17 protein-coding genes and 3 riboswitches are annotated in these 22595 nt (G+C 27.1%); of the genes, 2 read left to right on the top strand and 15 right to left on the bottom strand.

Annotated elements, in window-relative coordinates; translation table 11 throughout:
- Positions 1 to 73 precede the first annotated feature (73 nt).
- The 4 genes from I4U89_RS11785 to I4U89_RS11770 all read right to left on the bottom strand — a co-directional run bounded on the left by I4U89_RS11785 (position 74) and on the right by I4U89_RS11770 (position 8036).
- Positions 74 to 985, bottom strand: a complete 912-nt coding sequence (locus tag I4U89_RS11785; RefSeq protein WP_195940562.1) for a bifunctional enoyl-CoA hydratase/phosphate acetyltransferase — start codon at positions 983 to 985, stop codon at positions 74 to 76.
- 147 nt (positions 986 to 1132) lie between these two features.
- Positions 1133 to 4300, bottom strand: a complete 3168-nt coding sequence (locus tag I4U89_RS11780) for a SpaA isopeptide-forming pilin-related protein (protein ID WP_195940561.1) — start codon at positions 4298 to 4300, stop codon at positions 1133 to 1135.
- A 72-nt stretch (positions 4301 to 4372) separates the two neighbouring features.
- A riboswitch (cyclic di-GMP riboswitch) is annotated at positions 4373 to 4456 on the bottom strand.
- A gap of 149 nt (positions 4457 to 4605) precedes the next feature.
- Positions 4606 to 4689: riboswitch (cyclic di-GMP riboswitch) on the bottom strand.
- Between the two features lie 149 nt (positions 4690 to 4838).
- Positions 4839 to 4921, bottom strand: a riboswitch (cyclic di-GMP riboswitch).
- A 99-nt stretch (positions 4922 to 5020) separates the two neighbouring features.
- A complete protein-coding gene (locus I4U89_RS11775) occupies positions 5021 to 6163 on the bottom strand; it encodes a tetratricopeptide repeat protein (RefSeq protein ID WP_195940560.1) in 1143 nt (380 codons plus the stop codon).
- A gap of 115 nt (positions 6164 to 6278) precedes the next feature.
- Positions 6279 to 8036 (bottom strand): B12-binding domain-containing radical SAM protein, encoded by a 1758-nt coding sequence (locus I4U89_RS11770; RefSeq protein ID WP_195940559.1) that lies wholly within the window; start codon positions 8034 to 8036, stop codon positions 6279 to 6281.
- A gap of 163 nt (positions 8037 to 8199) precedes the next feature.
- On the opposite strand from I4U89_RS11770, the gene I4U89_RS11765 reads away from it, so the two are divergent.
- The gene (locus tag I4U89_RS11765; protein ID WP_166506014.1) at positions 8200 to 8400 is read left to right on the top strand and encodes a hypothetical protein; all 201 of its coding nucleotides are present in this window, start codon (positions 8200 to 8202) and stop codon (positions 8398 to 8400) included.
- On the opposite strand, the gene I4U89_RS11760 is transcribed toward I4U89_RS11765, so the two are convergent.
- The 4 genes from I4U89_RS11760 to I4U89_RS11745 all read right to left on the bottom strand — a co-directional run bounded on the left by I4U89_RS11760 (position 8397) and on the right by I4U89_RS11745 (position 14436).
- A complete protein-coding gene (locus tag I4U89_RS11760) occupies positions 8397 to 9353 on the bottom strand; it encodes a hypothetical protein (protein WP_243279205.1) in 957 nt (318 codons plus the stop codon). The two genes, I4U89_RS11765 and I4U89_RS11760, sit on opposite strands and share 4 nt — an antisense overlap.
- A gap of 280 nt (positions 9354 to 9633) precedes the next feature.
- Positions 9634 to 11334 carry an arginine--tRNA ligase gene (argS, locus tag I4U89_RS11755; protein WP_195940558.1) on the bottom strand — a complete coding sequence of 567 codons (1701 nt, stop codon included), beginning with the start codon at positions 11332 to 11334 and terminating at the stop codon, positions 9634 to 9636.
- A 158-nt stretch (positions 11335 to 11492) separates the two neighbouring features.
- Positions 11493 to 11945, bottom strand: coding sequence for a DUF523 domain-containing protein (locus I4U89_RS11750; RefSeq protein ID WP_195940557.1), 453 nt, complete (start codon positions 11943 to 11945; stop codon positions 11493 to 11495).
- A 112-nt stretch (positions 11946 to 12057) separates the two neighbouring features.
- Positions 12058 to 14436, bottom strand: a complete 2379-nt coding sequence (locus I4U89_RS11745) for an endonuclease MutS2 (RefSeq protein WP_195940556.1) — start codon at positions 14434 to 14436, stop codon at positions 12058 to 12060.
- Positions 14437 to 14719: 283 nt separating this feature from the next.
- On the opposite strand from I4U89_RS11745, the gene I4U89_RS11740 reads away from it, so the two are divergent.
- Positions 14720 to 16174, top strand: a complete 1455-nt coding sequence (locus I4U89_RS11740) for an aminoacyl-histidine dipeptidase (protein ID WP_195940555.1) — start codon at positions 14720 to 14722, stop codon at positions 16172 to 16174.
- 57 nt (positions 16175 to 16231) lie between these two features.
- On the opposite strand, the gene I4U89_RS11735 is transcribed toward I4U89_RS11740, so the two are convergent.
- The 7 genes from I4U89_RS11735 to I4U89_RS11705 form a co-directional block, all read right to left on the bottom strand.
- The gene (locus tag I4U89_RS11735) at positions 16232 to 17434 is read right to left on the bottom strand and encodes a DUF4179 domain-containing protein (RefSeq protein ID WP_195940554.1); all 1203 of its coding nucleotides are present in this window, start codon (positions 17432 to 17434) and stop codon (positions 16232 to 16234) included.
- Positions 17435 to 17445: 11 nt separating this feature from the next.
- On the bottom strand, positions 17446 to 17967 hold the full coding sequence (locus I4U89_RS11730) for a sigma-70 family RNA polymerase sigma factor (RefSeq protein WP_195940553.1): 522 nt from the start codon (positions 17965 to 17967) through the stop codon (positions 17446 to 17448).
- A 178-nt stretch (positions 17968 to 18145) separates the two neighbouring features.
- Positions 18146 to 19024, bottom strand: coding sequence for a GNAT family N-acetyltransferase (locus tag I4U89_RS11725; protein ID WP_195940552.1), 879 nt, complete (start codon positions 19022 to 19024; stop codon positions 18146 to 18148).
- A gap of 43 nt (positions 19025 to 19067) precedes the next feature.
- Positions 19068 to 19847, bottom strand: coding sequence for a hypothetical protein (locus I4U89_RS15575; RefSeq protein WP_207744178.1), 780 nt, complete (start codon positions 19845 to 19847; stop codon positions 19068 to 19070).
- Positions 19848 to 19920: 73 nt separating this feature from the next.
- On the bottom strand, positions 19921 to 20313 hold the full coding sequence (locus tag I4U89_RS11715) for a DUF3887 domain-containing protein (protein ID WP_195940551.1): 393 nt from the start codon (positions 20311 to 20313) through the stop codon (positions 19921 to 19923).
- Positions 20314 to 20331: 18 nt separating this feature from the next.
- On the bottom strand, positions 20332 to 21492 hold the full coding sequence (locus I4U89_RS15950) for a sensor histidine kinase (protein ID WP_195940550.1): 1161 nt from the start codon (positions 21490 to 21492) through the stop codon (positions 20332 to 20334).
- A gap of 150 nt (positions 21493 to 21642) precedes the next feature.
- A complete protein-coding gene (locus I4U89_RS11705; protein WP_195940549.1) occupies positions 21643 to 22359 on the bottom strand; it encodes a LytR/AlgR family response regulator transcription factor in 717 nt (238 codons plus the stop codon).
- Between the last annotated feature and the right edge of the window lie 236 nt (positions 22360 to 22595).

Below are 22595 nucleotides of genomic sequence, written 5' to 3'. Positions count from 1 at the left end.
TATTAATTTAAAACCGTGTTTTTAAAACGTTTGCCTATTTATATTATAATATTGTTAGTATCATTTGTATATATTATTTCATACTCTTGGCAATAAGCGCTCCATATGCTATAGAATATAACTTAGATTCATGACTATCGGCTCTTGATACCAATACTACTGGGGCTTTTGCTCCCATTATAATTCCTGCTGATTTCGCATTCGCCATATATGTAAATGATTTTCCTATTCCATTTCCAACTTCAATATTTGGAACTAGTAATATATCTGTATCTCCACTTACTTCACTTTTAAATCCTTTTATTTCACTCGATTCTTTTGATATAGCTAAATCAAACGCAAGTGGACCTTCAACTATAACACCTTCTCCAAATTTACCTTCTTTGCAAGCTTCTTGTAATAGTCTAGCATCTACTGTAGCTTGCATTTTTGGATTTACTTTTTCTTTTGCTGCTAAACATGCTACCTTTATCTCATCCATACCTAAACATTTTGCCGCTTGTATTGTATTTTTTAGTATTTTTTCTTTTTGTTCATAATCCGGAGATATGTTCATTCCGCCATCTGTTAGTATTAAGAGCTTATGGTAGTTTTCAAGTTGATATATCATTACATGACTAAGTAAACTCTCTGTTCTAAGTCCATACTCTTTATTAAGCACTGATTTTAATAGTATTGATGTATCAAGTAATCCCTTCATAACAAAATCAGCTTCTTGTTTTGACACTAACTCTACGGCAATCTTCGCACTTTCTTCTATACTTGGCGAATCTATTATAGTTATACCTTCTAACTCAAAGTTTATGTCATTTGATATAGACTTTATTTTATCTGCTTGTCCTACTAATATAGGTTGTATAACTTCTTTATTAACTGCATCCTTTATAGCTAATAAAACTTCTCTATCTTCTGCTGCTGCAACTGAAAGTATTACTTTTTCTTCTTGCTTTAGTTTGTCTAACATATCGTGTAAATCTTTTATCATCTCATACTCCCCCTTGTTATATATATTTAAATAATATCACATTTAGTACTAAAATAGTTTTATAGTAGTATAGTCTAAATATTCTATAAAATTAGAAGTTAAATAAAAAAATAGTATTAGCGTATTATGCTAATACTATTTTTTTATTTATTTTCTCTTGTTTATAAATACAATCCCCACTAAAGCTAATATGATTAATGCAATATATCCTATTATAGATTCTTCTCCTGTTTTAGGAGTATTAGTAGTTTTATCTAATATTTTATTATCATTATTATATTTATGCTCTAATTCCTTTGTCTTGCTATTAGTATTTTTTTCAGACACTTCATCTTTCTCATTTTCAAAAACTAATTTTACATTTTCTTTTTGATTAGGCTTTATCTCAAAATTTTGTACTTCATTTGTTAATGGGTATCCTTCTGATGATTTTGTTTCTACTGCTTTATACTTGCCTGGTTCTAGACTTACTGTAGCTGTTCCGTCTTTTCCAGTTGTTGTTGTTGTCACATTTTTTCCATCTTGTGTTTGGATTTCAAACTCTGTTCCTGGCAACATTTTACTTGGATTGTCTTTATCAACTTCCTTTATTTCTACTTCTCCATTTGTTTTTTCATCTACTACTTTATTATCATTATTATATTTATCTTCTGATTCGCTTTGCTTATTATTAGTATCTTTTACAGGCAATTCTTCCCTCTTATTTTCAAAAACTAATTTTATATTTTCTTTTTGATTAGGCTTTATCTCAAAATTTTGTACTTCATTTGTTAATACATATCCTTCTGATGCTTTTGTTTCTACTGCTCTATATTCTCCTGGCTTTAAAGTTGCTCTTGCTATACCGTCTTCTCCAGTTATTATCGTTGTCACCTTTTTCCCATCCTGTGTTTGGATTTCGAACTCTGTCCCTGGTAACACCTTACTTGTATCATCTTTATCCACTTTCTTTATTTCTACTTCTCCACTTGATTTATTCTCTGATTCATTTAACTTATTGTTAATTTTTTCAGTAGGAATTTCTTGCTTCTCATTTTCAAATACTAATTTTGCATCTTCCTTTTGATTAAACTTTATTTCGAAGTTTTGTACTTCATTTGTTAATATATATCCTTTGGATGCTTTTGTTTCTACTGCTTTATACTTTCCTGGCTTTAGACTTACTCTTGCTATTCCGTCCTTTCCAGTTATTATTGTTGTTACCTTTTGTCCATCTTGCGTTTGAATTTCAAACTCTGTCCCTGGTAACACCTTACTTGTATCATCTTTATCTACTTTCTTTATTTCTAATTCTCCATTTGTTTTCTCATTTGTTATAGTTCCTATATTTTTAACAGTTCCTATATCACTTTTTTCTATAGTAAACTTTATATCTTTTCCGTTTACTGAATATCCGTCTGGAGCCTTTATCTCTTGTAAATAATATGTTCCTACATTATCTACATCTGATTTAATCAATCCATTTTCATCACTAGTTAATTTTCCTATAACTTTCTCATTAGAATCTTTTAAATTAAATATAGCTCCACTAAGCTTACTATCTTTATTTTCACTATCAACTTTAATAGCTTCAAAAGCATATCCTTTTTTAGTTTCAACTTTATTACTTGGATTGCCATTTATTTTAGCTATATTTGATACAGTTGTTCCATTTTTTACATTGCTAAAATCAGTGTATATCTTCACTTCTAAATTTTCTTTATAATTTATTTGTCCCTTATCATTAATAACGCTTACTGTATTATTTGCTTTATCTATTTTACTAGAAAAAGCATCTGGAACTTCAACTTTTACTATCTTTACATTTGGATCCAATTTATCTACTAAGTCTATATAACCTTTTTTAAATACACCAAAACTTTCAAAGTTTATTGAATATACAACGCTTTGGTCATCATTTTTGTCTAATATAGCTTTATCAACAGATTTATGAGCATTTATAGCTCCTGCATTGTATTCATATTTAATTGTATCATCAACGCTGTTTTTAGTCCCGTTGTATGATAACTTAGCGGTATTTGAGTAGGAATCTTCAACATTTGTAATTTTCATATCGTAACTAACAATATAATAATCATCTATATTTCCGAAATTTATAGTTAAATTTCCATTGTTAGTATTTATTTTTTCTCTTAATTGATCTGTTACCCACTCAAAGCTTTCATCTTTATTGTATTTTCCTATACTTATACTATCCTTTAAAAGTTTCATTCCTTTAGGTGTAAAGTCATTTAAAGTTACATTATTAAGATTTGATCTGTTTTTATTAATATCTATTCTGTATCTTACATTTTCATTTATAGATGCTACTTTTTTACCTTCTGAATTTTTATCAGAAGTATAACTATACTTGCTTATAACATCTTTTACTTCACTTTTTTGCTTTAATATAACAGTACTATTTAACTTACCATCACTTTTATTAAAGACTGCTGTATTCTTATAAGACTCCTTATCTTCAGTAATTTTTGTCTTATACGTTACAATATACTTATCTTTAATATTTCCAAAATTTATACTAAGCCTATTAGATGATTTACTTATATTAAGGCTATCTGTAGCATCTGTTTCTGCACTATCTATTTCTATTTTAGTTATATTTACAGAACTTGGTATAAGCTCCATTCCTTCAGGCATATTATCTGTTAATACTGCATTTGATATATTTGAAAATTTTTCATTGACATATACTCTATATTGTTGAGTTTTCCCTAGTACTGGAGAATATATATTTCCTACTATATTTCCATCCGAATCTACATGGTCATAATTATTTACAGTTTTAAGAAGCTGTCTATCTATTATAGGCTCTGTTTCATCAGATGGCTTTATAGCTATCTCTGTACTAGTAACTGGTTTTCCATCAACCCATACCTCTATTTTCTGATTGTCTAGTTCTTCGGTTTTATCTGCATATGCTGATACATTAACATAGCCTGCTATTGCATCATAGACATCATCCCCAAATGTTGCTACTACTTTATTCCCTTCCATTTGCACACTTTTAAAATGTTCTGGGGGAAATTTAAAGCTAAATCTTTCAAGCCAACTAGGCATTTCAAATTCTATAGTATCACCTGGTTTTATACTCCCTGGTCCATATTTAGCCTTATACTCTAGTTTAAAATCCAACTTTTCTCCAGGCTTAACCTCTTTTTTATCACAGGTTATAGATACTTCTATGGTATCCTTTTGATTATTTGTCTTAACTTCTTCAGCATACGCAAAATGCGTATTAATTAACACATTTATAACCATTAGTAATGATGTAAGTATCGATATTATTTTTTTTTCTAACTTGTATTTATTTTTCAATAAATTTCACCACCCTTTTTTGATTTTTTTATTTTAAAATAAAAAAGACTATTCAAGATAATAATGATTTATTATCTGAATAGTCGGTTGCACTATTAACTCCATATACCTCAAGTGCCCATATACAAGGTATACTTCTTCATTCCTATTTTTAGCTTATATGTATTTATGTCATTTTAATAATTCTGCTTTTTACGCACTTATGCTATAAGAGATTGTTAGTATTCACGTTATTTGCATTAATCTCTTATCAATAAACTTTTATTTTAAAATAAAAAAGACTATTCAAGATAATAATGATTTATTATCTGAATAGTCGGTTGCACTATTAACTCCATATACCTCAAGTGCCCATATACAAGGTATACTTCTTCATTCCTATTTTTAGCTTATATGTATTTATGCCATTTTAATAATTTTACTTTTTACGCACTTATGCTATACGAGATTGTTAGTATTCAATTTATCTATATTAATCTCTTATCAATAAGCTTGTATTTTAAAATAAAAAAGACTATTCGAATAATATTTAAATATTATCTGAATAGTCGGTTGCACTATTAACTCCATATACCTCAAGTGCCCATATACAAGGTATACTTCTTCGTTCCTAATTTTAACTTCTATCTTTACTTATATAATCTCAGTGGTTTATTATACTCTTTAATTTAATAAAAGTCAATTTTAGATTTTCTTATGGAAAATTTTTATTTATATTTTTTATCTATACTTATCAAGTTCTCTTAAACATGCCACTGTAATTTCATCTTGTGGGTCTAGTTCATAAGCTCTTTCTATATAATATATAGCATCATCTATATCACCTTTATTTAGATATGCCATACCTAAATTGCATAATATTTCTGGGTCCTCTTTTATTTTGGCTGCTTGTTCAAAGTGTTCTATAGCTTTATCTATATTGAACATACTAGCCTCGCAAAGACCTAACTCAACCATTGTGTCTACTTGATGTGGTTTAGTTATAAGTATTTTTTCAAAGTATTTCTTAGCTTCTTCAAATTCACCCATATTTTTATAAGCTAGACCTATCATAAATAATAAGTTCCACCAATCAGGATGGTCTTGTTCAAGAGGTAATAACTTTTCTAGCCCCTCTTCACATCTTCCTTGGAATACTAAGTTATATCCTTCCTCATATTGAACTTTAAAGTCCATCTTTCCTATATTTTCTTGAACCTCTGCCATTAAGTCTGCATCTAATCCTAGTTTTTGTGCTTCTTCCCATATAACTCTAGCTTTTAAATATTGCCCTTGATTGTAGTAATGATATCCTAAATGATAGTAAGCTAAAGCAAAGTTTTCATCTAATTGTATAACCATTTCTAACTTTTCTAAAGCTTCTAATAAAAACTTATTCATAGCTTCTTTGTCCATATCTTTTTGATACTGTTTTGCTAGTTCCTGGCAAACTATTGAATAATGATATAATCCATCTATGTCATTTGGATACATACTTATCATAGCTTTTAGGTATATTAATGAATCAGTTATCTCACCAATATCAAAGTATTTTTTAGACATATAGCCCATATATTCTTTTATATTTATATTTACCTTTTTGCTAAAAGCATCTAAAAATTTTCTGTATTCTTCATTATACTTGAACTGGCTATCAATACCCATTATATATATCATAGCATCTGCTATAGACATTGTATTTATCTTATCTTGAGCTGTCTTTTCTTTTATTCCTTTAACTAATACCTCATTTTTTATAGGTACATCTAGTCCATCTTCAGGTATAGTATAACCTTCTAAGTTAAATTCTCCACCATGTTTTATAGTTATAAAAGATAATTCTTCTGTTTTCTTTAATAAATACTTCTCTATTTTAAACTTCATTTTTTCCTCCTTTGTAACTTCACATAATACTTTTTAATCTATTAGTGTTTATGCCCATTAAAAATTTATGTGATATGTTTTCATAATATATAATACTAATATGTATTAATTAGCATTATATATTAACGCTATATGACTTTGACTTTTCAAATACTTTGTTATCATCATCATAGACAAATAAAACTATATTGTTTGTCTCTTTAACATTAGCATGTATATCTTCTTTTAACTTTAATATATCAAATCTAAATGGTTCAAAATGAACATATTTGATTATATGCTTAGCTGGTTTATTTTCAAACTGTGGTATATATTTTAATATGTTATCTTCATTTTGTAAGAACATATGACATCTATTTTTGAAATCTTCTACATCTTCTTTATTAAATATTTGAGGTAAATTTGAAGTTTTACCTAATGATATATAATCATACTTTAATATATCGTTAAATAATTCCTTTTTATCATTTATCTTGTCGTTGTAAAAATCTAGTAGTATTTTATATAATTGATTCTTACCTTGTGCTACATCAAAATACCCATTTTCATCAAAATAAGTTGCAAAGTCTTCAAAGAACTTAAATGGACTTTGCTTATAGTAATTATGTATTATATATCTCATTGATAATACAAAGTTTTTAGAGTTATAGTATCTTTCAAGTATTTCTTCTATATCTTTTAGCTTTATCATTTCACTATAACTTATATAATCATTGTATAATACTTCATATGGTGTATAATCTTTGTATCTATATCCATGTTCTTTTGCAGTATTTCTTATACCAGTTCCTTTTATCATCTTTAAGAACCCTAATTGTATATGCTCTATTCCTAAATTAAATACATCATTAAATGAATTTTCAAAGCTTGCATAATCTTCATATGGAAGTCCCGCTATTAAATCTAAATGTTGATGTATATTTCTATATGATGCTACTTTTTTAACTGCATAAGATAACTTTTCAAAATCATCTCTTCTTCCAACTGCATCAAGAGTTTTTTGATTTGTACTTTGTACTCCTATTTCAAATTGGAATAACCCTTCCTTACAATCTTTTAAGAAGTTTAATGTTTCTTCATCTAATAAGTGCGCTGTAACTTCAAAATGATATGTTGTATAACCATTGTCATTTTCCATAAGGAAGTTCATTATTTCTTGTGCAAACTTCTTGTTAGCATTAAAAGTTCTGTCTATAAACTTTATTTGAGACACTCTTGCATCTATTAATGCCTTTAAATCTTTTTTTACTCTATCTATACTAAAATATCTTAATCCTTCAAGTGTTGAAGATAAACAATATTGGCAATTAAAAGGACATCCTCTAGATGTTTCATAATAAACAATTCTATTCTCATATTCTGCCGGATTTAAATCATCGTAAGGGCTAGGTATTTCATCTAGATTTTGTAATAATTCCTTAGGTTTAGTTACAACTATCTCATCGTTATTTCTATAAACTATACCTTCTACATCTTCTAAAGATTTTTGTCCTTTAAGATACATTACTAAATCTCTAAAAACTAATTCTCCCTCTCCATAAAGGATATAGTCTACAAATGAGTGCTTTTCCATAAAGCTTTCACTATCATAAGTTACCTCTGGTCCACCTAGAGCTATCTTTATACTTGGCTTTACTTTCTTTATATTATGACATAATCTAACTATATCGTTTACGTTCCATATATAAGTTGAAAATAGTATTACATCATAATCATTTTTGTGTATATCTTTTAATATATAATCTAAATCATTATTTATTGTATATTCTTTTAAATCTACTGCTATTAAGTCTTTTACAAACTCTTTTAAATATCTTATTGCTAAATTTGTGTGTATAAATTTTGAATTTAACGTTGTTAATAAAATTTTCAATTATTTCACCTCTTTTTTCATTTATGCTATGATTTTCTGTGCATTTTAGGTTAAAATACTATATGTAATATATTATCATTTTTTTCTTTAATAGAAGGTTTTTTTAATCTTTTTGTAGAATAATAGTATCATAATTATATCTAATTTAGAAAGGAAGTTTTTTATGGAATTAATCGATCAAGTATCTATCAATGCCTTATCAAAAAGGGACTTATTGCTTATTATAAAAGCCTTAGAGTACACAAATGAAAATACTGGACTTAATGAATTTATAGATTTAAGAAACAGTATAATAAAAGAACTATGCTTTTTAACTAACACTAGCGAAGAAGATTTTGTTAATTACTTAGAAAATACTAACTAGGATTTTTTAAATTTAAGATTATATATTCCTGATTTGGCTTTTAATCCTATTTCAAGAATATCATTTTTAAAATCTTTTTTTATAATTTCAATTTGATTAAATATTGGATCTATAGTAGTATCTCCTACTTCTAATTTAATTAGAGTTCTCGGATCTACACGATTATTATAAATCTTTTTGTTAATTATATATTTTCTTAGTTTAATTACATATTCAGACATTGATAAGATGAAGTCTATATTGTTTATATTTAAATTCTCTTCGAAGTTTAGTATAGATAGTATAGATTTTTTTATACCTAATATTCCATTATCACTTGTTTCTCTATCTTCAATATATATATCATATAATACATTTAATATATTTATTAATACTTTATCTTCTTCGTATTCATATACTTTTAAATCTATGTACTTGTCTATTATTTGTATTGCTTTAATTCGTTCCATTTGAAACTTAACTACTTGAGATTTATCTAATTCCATTGTAAATCCTATTATTTTTTCTTTTGCACTTTGTAATAATTCTTCATATTCTACATTTTTATTCTCTATTAGTTTATGGATTATAATATTATAGCAAATAGCACTTAATATATACTCATATGTATTTTCTTCTATTTTAAGAAACTTTATATACTTACTTACTAAATCAATAACAACTTCTTCACTTTTATCTGTATTTGTATTTGAAAGTATTACTGGAAGTAATATATTTATTATATTTTTAGTACTTAGCTTCTCTCCATAAAATTTATAATATATTAATTCATCTCTTAGCCTATTGCTATCTATATATACATATCTCTGTATTTTATCATCAATAAGACATTTTGTATTTATTATTATTAAATCTTTTAATGATTTGTCATTTATTTCAAATGCAGATATATATGCATTCTTTATATTATTTTCTATTGTAGTATTAGCTATCATACTCTTAACCTTTCTCATATGAAACTCTATATTACTTTATTGTTATCATCTATTATACTTAATATACTTTGCTTTGACTAACCAAAAAAAAGAGACAGTCTTTCACTGCCATTTTAAAACTTTCTTATATTTAATAATCCATACTAATTGTTACTAATCGTATTTTTTAATGAATTCAATATAAATAAAACTAGCTATGTATTAGAAAATATTATAGTGGTAACTAAAACTACTAGTTCTAGCTACCACTTTATATCATATTTGAATTATTATATTAATTTATAATTAATATTTTATATTACATTCTTTCTGGTGCATGCATACCTAATAACTTAAGAGCATTCTCTATTGTTTGTCTAGTAGCAGCAACTAAAGCAAGTCTTGCTTTTCTTAATTCAACATCTTCTACTAATATGGCATTGTCATGATAGAATTTATTGAATGCTTGTGCTAAATCTAGTACAAATCTAGTTATTATGTGTGGCTCGTTCTTTCTTAAAGCATTAAGTATAGACTTGTTGAAAGATGCTATAACCTTTAATACTTCTGAACTATCTTCGTCATTTAATAATTCATAGTTTATATCTGTAGTTATTTCTTCATTAGCTTTTCTTAAAACTGCACAACATCTTGCATGAGTATATTGAACATATGGTCCAGTTTCTCCATCAAAGCTTAAAGTTCTTTCCCATGAGAATGTGTAATCTTTTATTCTGCTGTTAGATAACTCTTGGAATACAACAGCTCCAACACCTACTTGCTTAGCTATTTCATCAACATTTAATGCATTAGGATTTTTAGCTAACATTGTTTCTTTTGTTTTTTCTATAGCTTGCTTTAATACGTCTTCTAAGAATACTACTCTACCTTTTCTTGTAGACATTGTTCCATTTTCTAAAGCAACCATACCAAATGGTACGTGTATCATATCTTTAGCCCATTCAAATCCAACTAATTCTAGAACTTTGAATAATTGTTGGAAGTGTAAGCTTTGTTGAGAACCAACTACATATATACACTTGTCGAAATCGTAATTATTCTTTCTATAAACTGCAGCTGCTAAATCTCTAGTCATATATAATGTTGAACCATCATTTTTAGTTATAAGAGCTGGTGGCATATTAAATTCTTCTAACTCAACAACATTTGTTCCTTGAGATTCTTTTAATAATCCTTTTTCTTTTATAATTTCTATTACTGAATCCATTTTGTCAGAGTAGAAACTTTCTCCGTTATATGAATCAAATTCTATGTCTAATAAGTCGTAAACTCTAGCAAATTCTTTTAAACTTTCATCTCTGAACCATTGCCATAATTCTTTAGCTTCAGCATCTCCATTTTCTAATTTAGTGAACCAAGCTCTTGCCTCATCTTCCATCTCTGGATGCTTTTCAGCTTCATCATGGAATTGTATGTATAATTTTAATAATTCTGGTATCGGATTAGCTTCTACAGCTTCTTTACTACCCCATAATTTGAAAGCTACTATTAACTTACCAAATTGAGTTCCATAGTCTCCTAAATGATTTATTCTTACTGTATTGTATCCTTGAGAATCATATATTTTGTATAAAGAATTTCCTATAACAGTAGTTCTTATATGCCCTATATGGAATGGCTTAGCAATGTTTGGAGATGAAAAGTCTATTACAACTGTCTTATCCTTTCCTAAATCACTATGTCCGTACTTTTCTTTTTGAGTTAAAACATCATTTATAACATTTTTAGCTAATTGAGATTTGTCAACGAAGAAGTTAACATATCCTCCTAAAGGTAATACCTTAGATATTGCTCCTTTAGCTTCTATTTTTTCTGCTAATTCCGCCGCTATCATATTTGGAGCTTTTCTAAATACCTTTGCTAATTTAAAGCAAGGAAATGCATAATCTCCCATTTCTTTATTTGGTGGTACTTCTATAAGACCAACTATTTCTTCTAGTGTTAAATCTTCTATATTTTCTTTTAAGCAGTTTGCTATTTCTATCTTAAAATCTTGCATTATATTTCTCCTCTCATATTCTTATTATTTTATGGTAAATCAATTTATGAGTTTTTTCAAGTTATTTGGTTTATTTATTAACTATATTTTAGCAATATTCTTATTTATAATACAATTTTATATAACCTAAAAATATTAATTAAATTTTATATAAAACTTTACTTTACGTCTAGTTCTTTTTCACTTATTACTTTTATTCCATTTTCTCTTAATAATGCAGTAGTAACTCCTACTCCATTTTTCTTTTTACCTGTAAAAGTTCCATCATATATATAATTAGTTCCACAAGATGGGCTACCCTCTTTTAGTATAGCCTCTTTGCAGTTATATAATTTAGCAATTTTCAAAGTTTCCTCTGCACCTTTTTTAAACTTCTTAGTTACATCTAGTCTTTGATTGTTAATTACACTAGTTTTTCCCTTTATAACATCATATCCATCTAGCCTAACTATTTCCGATGGTTCTCTTGGTGTAGTCATTCCGCCAAGCTGTTCTGGGCATGCAATTATAAATTTTTTATCTTTTAAAAAGTTTTCTACTTCTTCATTTTTATTATTTTCTCCATTATACTTACAGTTTATTCCAAGTAAGCATGCAGATACTAAAATCATATTATACCACCTTATACGTAAAAAATTTACTATACTGTATAAACTAAATTGTCACTATACCGTGAAATTACATAATTTTAACATTTCACGATATAGTGAACAAATAATCTTTTTATTTTAGATTTACTATGGTAACTCCTGCTCCACCTTCTCCATATTGTCCAGCTCTTTGAGACTTAACATGTCTATTTCTCTTTAATACATCTTGTAATCCAGATTTTAATACTCCAGTTCCTACTCCATGTATAACAGTTACCATTTCAAGACCAGCTACATAGGCATCATCTAAATATTTTTCAACTTCCATTATAGCCTCTTCTAAATTCATACCTCTTAAATCTACTTCGCTTTTTACTCTTCCTGATTTAGCTTTTATTATACTTCTTGTAGATTTAGTAATTGTTGTTTTAGGATCCTTTTTGACTTTTTGAAGAGATTTAAACGGTAGATTCATCTTCATTATTCCTATTTGAACAACAGCTTCTTTTTTATTGTCATCAACTGAAACAATACTACCTTGCTGATTTAAAGTTATAACTTTTACTTCTTCCCCAACTTTTAAGTCTTTTACTTCTTTACTTGATACCTTAGGAACAATCATACTCTTAACAGTTGGTTGAAGACTTCCCATTGAACTAGATATTTCTTTTCTAAGTGCCTCTATCTTTTGATTCTTTTCTTTAGATGCTCTTTCTTTTTCTAGTTCTCTAAGTTCTTTTACTATTAAATCAACTTCTTCTTTTGCTTGTCTTGTTATTCTAAAGGCTTCTTGTCTTGCTCTTTCCATTATCTTTTCTTTTTGTTCACTCATTTTCGCAAGCTTTTCATCGTACTCAGCCTTTAGCTTTTCTATTTCTGCCTTTAATTTTTCGGCTTCTTCTCTATCTTCTTCAGCTTTAATTCTGTTTTTCTCTACATTTTGAAGCACATCTTCTATTGCTATATTATCACTATCTATAAACTCCCTGGCTCTACTTATTACATAATCACTTAGCCCTAACTTCCTAGAAATTTCAAAGGCATTTGATTTCCCTGGAACACCTATAAGTAATCTGTACGTAGGACTTAAAGTTTCTAAGTCAAAATCAACGGCTGCATTTTCAACACCTTCTTTAGTAAGTGCATAGTTCTTTAGTTCACTATAGTGTGTTGTAGCTATACATTTAGCTCCAATGCTTTTTACATCTTCAAGTATAGCTATTGCAAGAGCTGCTCCCTCTATTGGGTCAGTTCCAGCTCCAAGCTCGTCAAATATTACTAAAGAGTCTTCTGTTACTTCTTTTAATATAGATACTATATTTGTCATATGAGATGAAAATGTAGATAAGCTTTGCTCTATACTTTGCTCATCACCAATATCTGCAAATACATTATCATATACACACATACTACTTCCAAAATCAGCAGGTATGTGAAGACCACTTTGATTCATAAGTGCAAATAAACCAACTGTTTTGATAGTTACAGTTTTACCACCAGTATTAGGTCCTGTTATAAGTAATGTATGGAATTCTCGCCCTAAATAAATTGAGTTTGGAACAACAGTATCTTTATCTAGTAATGGATGTCTTCCCTTTTTTATATTTATAAATTTATCTTCATTTAAAGTAGGTTCTATACCTCTCATTTGTATAGATAATTTTCCTTTAGCAAAAGCAAAATCTAATCTTCCTAATATTTCTTGGTTAGCTAATAGTTCATTACTTATTTCTCCTACCTTAGAAGATAACTCTGATAATATTCTTTCTATTTCTTCTTTTTCTTGAAGTCTTAATTGTCTTAATTCATTATTCATATCAACTATACTCATAGGTTCTATAAATAATGTTGCTCCAGATGATGATTGATCATGAACAATACCAGCTACTTGTGATCTATACTCAGCTTTTACTGGCACAACAAATCTATCTCCTCTTACAGATATAATTGCATCTTGTAAGTACTTTTGATATGTAGTCGAAGATATTATTGAGTTTAACTTAGATCTTATAGATTGATTCTTTTGTACTATTCTTCTTCTTATATTTCTAAGCTCACTAGATGCATTATCAGATATTTCTACCTCACTTATTATTGCATTAAAAATTTCATCTTCTAAATCTCTATATGTATATAAAGAATTTGATAGTGATTGTATTATTGGGTAGTTAAAATCTTCTTCTTCACTAGATGCTAAATTATTACTAAGCATTCTAGCTACTCTTAAAGTATTTCCTATCATTAGTAAGCTACCTGGATCTAATGCTGCCCCTACGCTAGCTCTCTTTACCTTATCTTCTATATCGTAAATTCCCTGTAATCCAACAAAACCTCTTTTTATAAGTATGGCTTGTGCCTCACTTGTTTCCTCTAATCTTGACTTAACTTCATCAAAGTCAGAACTTGGTGTTAGTTTTTCTATGTATCTCATACCTAATGAAGATGATGCTTTGCTTTTCAATAGGTCTATTATTTTATCAAATTCTAAAACCTTTAGTGCTTTTGAATTCATTATTTCCTCCTTAAATCTATATCTATATAATTACGTGTATTTTATGTATATTTGTATTATACTATTTGTATAGCTAACTAATATTATACATAAATATAGTTGTTTATAATAGGATAAAAACTGTATTTTACTATATATGTAAACTTATTAGTTTTAAAACTAACTATTTATTTTGGAATATATTAGATTTAGTGTTATAATATAATTATAATTATTTAAGTTTCATGCTTTTTACTTAGCATATACTTAAATATTTAATTTCATCTAAAAGGAGTGAATACTTATGGAAAACGTATTAAAAGGTTTAAAACCAGAGCTTGTTTTTAATTATTTTGAAGAGATATCTCAAATACCTCGTGGTTCTGGAAATGAAAAAGCTATAAGTGATTATCTAAAAAAATTTGGTGAAGACTTAGGCTTAGAAACTATCCAAGATGATGCGTTAAATATCATAATAAGAAAACCTGCTACAAAAGGATATGAAAACTGTCCAGGTGTTATACTTCAAGGTCATATGGATATGGTTTGTGAAAAAAATAAAAACACAGAACATGACTTTACTAAAGACCCAATAAAATTAAGAATAGAAGATGACATGATATATGCTACAGGAACTACTCTTGGTGCTGATAACGGTATAGCTGTTGCTATGGGTATGGCTGTACTTGCATCTAATGATTTAGCACATCCTCAAATAGAAGTTTTAATAACTTCAGATGAAGAGGCTGGAATGAGTGGAGCTATGGCTCTTGACGGTTCTAATCTTAAAGGACAATACATAATAAACCTTGATTCAGAAGAAGAAGGTTTCTTACTTGTAAGTTGTGCTGGTGGGGTTACTGCTCACTCTAAATTAAATGCTGAGTTTACTAATGTAGATGCTAACAAACAAGCTTTACTAGTTGATATAAAAGGACTTCTTGGTGGACACTCAGGAATGGATATAATAAAACAAAGAGCTAACTCTAATATATTAATGGGAAGACTTTTAAACTCATTATGTGTTGACTTTGACTTAGCAAAAGTTGAGGGTGGTTCTAAAAATAATGCTATACCTCGTGAGTGTGAAGCTGTTATAGTAGTTGATAAGAATGATGTAGAAAAAACTATGGCATGTATAAAAGAAATGGAAAACACTTTCAGACATGAATTTTCTACTTCTGATCCTGATATAGTTATAGAATGTAGTGAAACTACTGTTGAAAAGGTTCTTACTGATAATTGTAAAAATAATGTAATAAGAACTTTAAACTTAATACCTAATGGAATCCAAACTATGAGTATGGATATAGAAGGACTTGTTGAAAGTTCTACTAACTTAGGTGTTGTTAGAACTCTTGAAAATGAAGTAACTTTTGAATGCGCTGTTAGAAGTTCTGTTACTTCTTTAAAAGAAAATATAACTAATAAAATGAACTTATTATCTCAAACTTTAGGTGGAGAATTTACTTTAGAAAGTGATTACCCAGCATGGGAATATGCTAAAGGTTCTAAATTAGAAGATATATGTGTTCATACGTATGAAAAATTAAATGGTAAAAAACCTGTTATCCAAGCTATACATGCTGGTCTTGAGTGTGGATTATTATTAGGTAAAATGCCTCATGCACAAGCTATATCTCTTGGACCTAACATGTTTGAAGTTCATACACCAAATGAGCATTTAAGTATATCTTCAACTACTCGTACTTGGGAGTACTTAGTTGCTATATTAAAATCAATGAATGAACATAACTAAGATTAGTTTCTTGTTAAACATAAAATAAGTAGGGAATTTACCCTACTTATTTTATGTTTAATCTAATTTTACCTTTATAGCTTTATCTTCAAGAACTTCCTTGACATTGTATTCTTCATCTACAATAGTTGGTACGATTTTTAATTTATTATAGTTATTAGATGTATTTTTATACCTCTCAACTACTTCATGTGTACCATTATTTACAGTCATCCCATCTGGACTTATTTCCTTATTATTTTCATCTTTTATTTTTAATCTTATACGATCAAAATCAACATTATTTATTCCTGAAAACTTATACTTTATTTCTACAGATAGAGGCGAAACTGTTACTTCACTAAACTCTATACTAGCTACTTTATTATTTAGTGGAAATTCTATGACTTCATCTATTGAATATAACTTAGATTTGTCTATTAAGTCCTCTCCTTTTATGTCTATATCAAACTCCCAGTTTCCTCTTATAACTCCAGAATGTGGACCTCCAGCTTTTTCAACCTCATCATAAGATTTATATTGAGATTCCCAATCTTGTTCAAGATGAAGTTTTTTAATTTGAATTTTGAAATTATATATTTTATCTTTGTTTATAACATAAGGAAATTCATCTTTTTTAGCTCGTTTGGAATTAATGTCATTACCTTCTTTAATAGTCATATCTATTCCTTGTTCCATAACAACATCTACTGATTTTTCTTTTATTTGATAATGATCTCCTATTGTCCAAAATTGCCCTTCGTACTTAACTCCATCTATATATATATTGTTTGTTTCTCCTACGGTTAATAGTGTTTCCTCTTTTCCCCATTTATCAACTGACCACTCTTTTTGTTGCTTCTTTGTGAAATCTTTAAATGGATTAAATTGACTATAATCAACATTTAAGTTTAGTATCAAGCTTCCATTATTTAAAATTACATCTTTAAGCAAAATCTTTACATTTTTATCTATTGCAACCTTATTTATATCATACTTATAATCTTCAAGTTCTTCTTTTTTCATATTTACAATATCACCTAATGAGTACCAAAATCTTTCTATGTCTGCCCATATATTATTATCTAGAATAATGCCACTACTTAAAATTGCTAATAATGAAGCTGCTACTATCCCTTTTTTAAATCTTTTATTCTTATTTCTATTTCTGATCTTCATTTTCATTTTATTTTTAAGTTCATCATTACTATCAAACTTTATTTCTTCATAATCATCTATATTCATTTTTACATCATTTAATATTTCAAACTTATCCTTCATACTTAACCTCCCTATTTAGATATACTCTCCCTAATCCTTTTTCGTCCTCTTGACAATCGATTATATAAATTAGATACCTTTGTGTTACTTCTTACTGCTATGCTCTCCAAACTTTCACCTTCTAAATAGTGTTTTATAAAAAGCTCTTTATCTTTATCATTTAAATGGCTTAGTATTTCTTTTACTTCTTCTTCAATTTCAGCTTTCATTAAATCAGTATCTATGTAATATAATTCTTTACTTATATCAGTAGTTTCAATTTTTGATATATACTTTCTTTTATAATCTATTGCTTTGTATTTTGATATTGCACATACCCAGTTTTTAAAATCATTCTTGCTTTTATCAAAACTTTTTATATTATCCCATATGGATAAAAGTACATCACTTACACATTCCTCTTCATAGTTTATAAGTACACCCAAGTGTCTTCTAATTACTGATGTTATTAGTCCCCTATAATTATCTATTAACATCTCCATTCCTTCTTCTTTCCTTTTCTTTATATACTTAATAATCAATTCATCTTGCAAAATAATTCCTCCTTACTCTCTTTTATAAAAGCTTTTATACTAACTAATACGTAATCTATATAAAAATCCTATCAACTTAGTTTAAAATTTTTTACTATTTTATACGAAATTAAAGCAGAGTTTTACATTAACAAAACTCTGCTTTATAAAGATTTTATAAATTTATTAAAAAAATTAATTACAATATAGCCCATCCACCCATTATCTGGCTTACTTCAAATCCTCTTTTTATGTACATTTCATAGGCTATTTTATTTTGTTCTATGACTATAAGAGCAATTTCTTTAACTTGCTTCTCTACTAAAAGCTGTATTGCTGTTTCTAGTATTCTCTTTCCATATCCCTTGCCTCTGTATTTTTTACATAGTCCAATATCAAATATCCCCCTATCATTTTCAATAGTAACTTCCATAAATCCAATTTCATTATTCTCTTCATCTAATACTATAAAATAGCTATTAGTATCTTCATTACTATTTTCCATATTTTTATTTACAGTATCAATATTTATTACTGTTCCATGTGGCATGTCACTAAATGAATCATTGTAAATATCTACATATCTTAGCTTATTCTCTTCATTTAAGATTTTTAGTTTAAGTAATTCATTCTTCTTACACCTATTCTTTAATACCATCTCAAAAGAATTGTATTCTATTTTGAAGTTTAGTGTATTTAGCTCCTCATCAGATATTTCTTGTTTATTTATTCCTAATCTTATATCTGTTGCTCCCTTTAATCTAGATATGCTCACAGATTCTTCTACTAGTTTTCTTATTATTTCAACTTTATCTTTTATACCCTCAATACATTTTATTTGGTGAATATATGCACTTTTTAATATTTTTGCGACTTCTAAAACTACGCATATACTTGCAACTACTTTATATCCCTCAAAATAAAATAATACACCTTCACCATATTCATATATTTTTGTATTAAATTTGTCATCCAATTCTTCTAATGAATCAACTGAATTATCTTTTATTTGTATAAATTTATAAACGTCCTTCTTTTCTGTATTACTTAAATTAGTGTATGATTTTATATATCCCATGATTTTCCCCTTTTATTTCAATTCATCATCTTTTATTTACTCCCTATTTAACCTTATATTTATTATAAATACATCTATAACAAAGTACCATTCCTATTATCATAAATGGAGATAATATAGCAATAACTATACCTCCTACCATAGAACCAAGCAATGGTATCAATAAAAATGATAATCCATATGCAATCCACATAATTCCATTAGCTTTATTGTATGCCTTTATATCACTTATTTCTTCTGATTTAACTGTAGTCCCTGCCCAGAAGTGCATAGGAGTTTTTCTTTTAAATGAATATATCCCTATTCCTATAAAAACTAAAACTGAAGGCATCATTGATATAGCTATTACTATATCATCTTTTCGAGTATAGCTTATTTGGCTAGACTTGAGATTGTTATATTTAACCTCACTTGCACTACTTCCTAAGTTGTATTTATTTACTAATTGATTATATGTTTTTATAGTTTTATTGCTATTTTTATCATTGTATACTAAGATTTTATCATTTGTAGTGATTTTAATATATGGTTTGCTATTATTATATATATAAACCTTGCCCTTTTCATCACTATCTATCTGAAATGTTCCCCTTAGATAAGTTGCTGTATTAGTGCCTTTTATTTTATTTCCTATCGATACCTCTTCCAATAACTCTACTTTTTTAATATCCTTTATATATATACTATCTACTTTTACTCTTATTTTATCTTCTTCAAAATTCATTTTATGAGGACTATGGTCCATATTTAGAAATATAATTAAACCCATAGCCATCGCTATCATTATCCCAAAGACTATCTTTTCATATTTATTAGAAATCATAATATCATCCCCTATACAAATAAAGATATATAAATCAATATATTAAAATTGACTTACATATCTTTTATCTACATTACTTCATATATAACCCCTCTAGCTTCATATCTTCATTATAAGTAATAGTAAACTGAGCTTTGCCATTATCAAATTCAACAACTTCTACTACTGTAGCTAAATCTTCATTTCCAATTACTCCTTCTTTACTAATTGACTTTAAGTTTCCTAACTTATCTATTATAGGTTGTAATGATTCTTTTAATCGCTCTGCACTTATTTTATCTTTCAAATTTTCGCTCATTTTATCTACAACTTTATCATATTCTTCATCACAAAGCATATTAACTATTCCTTGAGCATCTTTTTTTAAAACTTCTTCATCATAAACATCACTTAACTTTGAAGTAGTACATCCCCCTAATACAACTCCCATTAAAAATACTAAGAATAACATTTTTATTTTTTTCATAATACTTTCCCCCATTTTTTATATTGGTATTACAATATTTACTTTAAACTCATCTTCCGTATAATCTACTACCATTGTTCCATCATACTTTTTTAATGACTTATTGATATTTTCTATACCTAGACCATTATGATTTTCTTTTGTGGAATTAAACTTTCCACTTTTATATATAGGCTTATTTATTATAGGATTTATTATATTTATTACTATCAATTCATTAAACTTGTCTATGTCTAGCTTTATATATTTGTCGCCCTTTATCTCTGACGTAGCTTCAATTGAATTATCTAGTAAATTTGCAAATATTGTTGTTATATCTATATCTCTTATAAATTCTAAATTTACATCTCCTATCCTGTAATTTATATCTATATTATATTTTTTCATATCATTGAACTTATCATTTAATATTATATTTAGTACCCTATTACTTGTGAAATATTTTTGGTTGAGTTCATTTAACATATTATGTATATCATTTGTATATTCCTTAGCTGTTTTAGTATCATTGACTTTATAAAGCTCTTCTATTGTACTTAGGTGGTTTCTTATATCATGAGCAAGTTTTCTTGATTCCATATACTTTTTTTCTAAATTATCATAATACTTATACTGTAGCTCTGATTGTTGGTGGTACAGGTTAATTTCATTTTGTAGTACATTATTCTTAGATATATTATCAAATATATAAGTTACGTATATATTTATAGCAAATATTAGTACTACATTTAATATGAATAGCTTTAAGTCTTCACTTGATGAATATATTTGAACATAATTAAACAATGTAAATATATAAACCATACTAAATAAAGGTATAATCATAAAGTTAATAATTTGTTTAAACTTCAGTGTAGTAATCTTTCTTTTATTTATAAATACTACTGCTAATTTGACATAAATAAATTCTAATAACCTTATTAAAACAACTAGTAATATCTGATAGTAAAATATATCTTTAATATAAATGTCAAAATTTAATATTACTATCCCTACTAATTGTGAAGATAATATATCACATAAGAATAAACATATTGTAAATAAAAGGTAATATATTTTATATAATCTAGAATTATTATACAGGAAATGGCCTAAAATAATTAAACCTATTCCCATAACTAAAAAATTTAATAATCCATTTCCTAGTAATGAAATACATGTTAGTATAATAGAAAACACTAAATATCCCATAGCATAATATATTTTTTTTGTATATATATTTCTTTCTATTTTGCTCATAAAATAAAAACATATATATGTAAAAAAGAAATTCCCCAAAATAGGTAGCACGATAAATGCAAATATATTCATAAAGCTTTCTATGATAATCTACCCCCTTCTATTTCTCTCTATCTTATTGCTCAGATAAATATTTAAGCTATTTCTAAATTGAGTAGATTTTTTTTGTGATAAAGGTATTACACTTCCATCCATCATATAAATATCATATCCTTTTACAGATTTGACATTGTATAAATTTACAGAAAAACTTTTATGTGGCATTACAAAATTATACTCTTCCATATTTTTTCCTATATCTGATATCTTCTGCTTTATGGTATATGTATCTTGATTTGTTTTCATTATTACTTTTCTCAGTTTATACTCAAAATAATAAATATCCTTTAAATCAACTCTAACTACCCCTTCTATTGTATTAAACTCTAATACTTCACTTATTTCTTCATTCATGTATGAAAGAGCTTCGTCTAACTGATGATATATTTGATTTTCATTTACTGGTTTTAATATATATCCAAATGCATGTACACTAAATGCTGATGATGTATAATCAGTATAATTAGTTACATATATTATTTTAACTTTTTTATCTTTTTTCCTTATTAATTTGGCAGTGTCTATTCCATTAATCCCTCCCATATCAATATCTAAAAATATAATATCAAAACTAAAATTACTGGCTATTAAATCTTCCCCACTTGAAAATGTAGCTATTGATAAGTTTTGTTTTTCATAGCTTTCTATTATGTCTTTCGTCTTATTTAGTACATTAATTTCATCATCACATATAGCTATATTTAACATCCTAATTTCCCTTTTTTGTAATTTATTTAATTTTATTATAATGCCTATTACAGTAAAGTATCAATCAATATGCATAAGATACATCAAATTTTACCTATATTACAGTTTAAATTTTTTCTATTAATAAAAATTTATTACGAGCAAAAAAATAGGGGCATATACCCCTATCAAGTTATTTATTATTTAATAAAGAATTTAAATATAATTCTAAAATTCTTTCCCTATATTAACAAAAA

Origin of the sequence: Romboutsia sp. 1001713B170131_170501_G6 (assembly GCF_015668195.1) — a bacterium.
Taxonomy (GTDB): Bacteria; Bacillota; Clostridia; order Peptostreptococcales; family Peptostreptococcaceae; genus Romboutsia_C.
This window is presented reverse-complemented; position numbering and strand designations above follow the sequence as displayed.

What these genes read in the sequence shown, in the direction of transcription:
- I4U89_RS11785 (WP_195940562.1), bottom strand. Translation starts at nt 985, where the DNA reads ATGATAAAAGATTTACACGATATGTTAGACAAACTAAAGCAAGAAGAA.
- I4U89_RS11775 (WP_195940560.1), bottom strand. Translation starts at nt 6,163, where the DNA reads ATGAAGTTTAAAATAGAGAAGTATTTATTAAAGAAAACAGAAGAATTA.
- I4U89_RS11765 (WP_166506014.1), top strand. Translation starts at nt 8,200, where the DNA reads ATGGAATTAATCGATCAAGTATCTATCAATGCCTTATCAAAAAGGGAC.
- I4U89_RS11760 (WP_243279205.1), bottom strand. Translation starts at nt 9,353, where the DNA reads ATGAGAAAGGTTAAGAGTATGATAGCTAATACTACAATAGAAAATAAT.
- argS (WP_195940558.1), bottom strand. Translation starts at nt 11,334, where the DNA reads ATGCAAGATTTTAAGATAGAAATAGCAAACTGCTTAAAAGAAAATATA.
- I4U89_RS11750 (WP_195940557.1), bottom strand. Translation starts at nt 11,945, where the DNA reads ATGATTTTAGTATCTGCATGCTTACTTGGAATAAACTGTAAGTATAAT.
- I4U89_RS11745 (WP_195940556.1), bottom strand. Translation starts at nt 14,436, where the DNA reads ATGAATTCAAAAGCACTAAAGGTTTTAGAATTTGATAAAATAATAGAC.
- I4U89_RS11740 (WP_195940555.1), top strand. Translation starts at nt 14,720, where the DNA reads ATGGAAAACGTATTAAAAGGTTTAAAACCAGAGCTTGTTTTTAATTAT.
- I4U89_RS11735 (WP_195940554.1), bottom strand. Translation starts at nt 17,434, where the DNA reads ATGAAGGATAAGTTTGAAATATTAAATGATGTAAAAATGAATATAGAT.
- I4U89_RS11725 (WP_195940552.1), bottom strand. Translation starts at nt 19,024, where the DNA reads ATGGGATATATAAAATCATACACTAATTTAAGTAATACAGAAAAGAAG.
- I4U89_RS15575 (WP_207744178.1), bottom strand. Translation starts at nt 19,847, where the DNA reads ATGATTTCTAATAAATATGAAAAGATAGTCTTTGGGATAATGATAGCG.
- I4U89_RS11715 (WP_195940551.1), bottom strand. Translation starts at nt 20,313, where the DNA reads ATGAAAAAAATAAAAATGTTATTCTTAGTATTTTTAATGGGAGTTGTA.
- I4U89_RS11705 (WP_195940549.1), bottom strand. Translation starts at nt 22,359, where the DNA reads ATGTTAAATATAGCTATATGTGATGATGAAATTAATGTACTAAATAAG.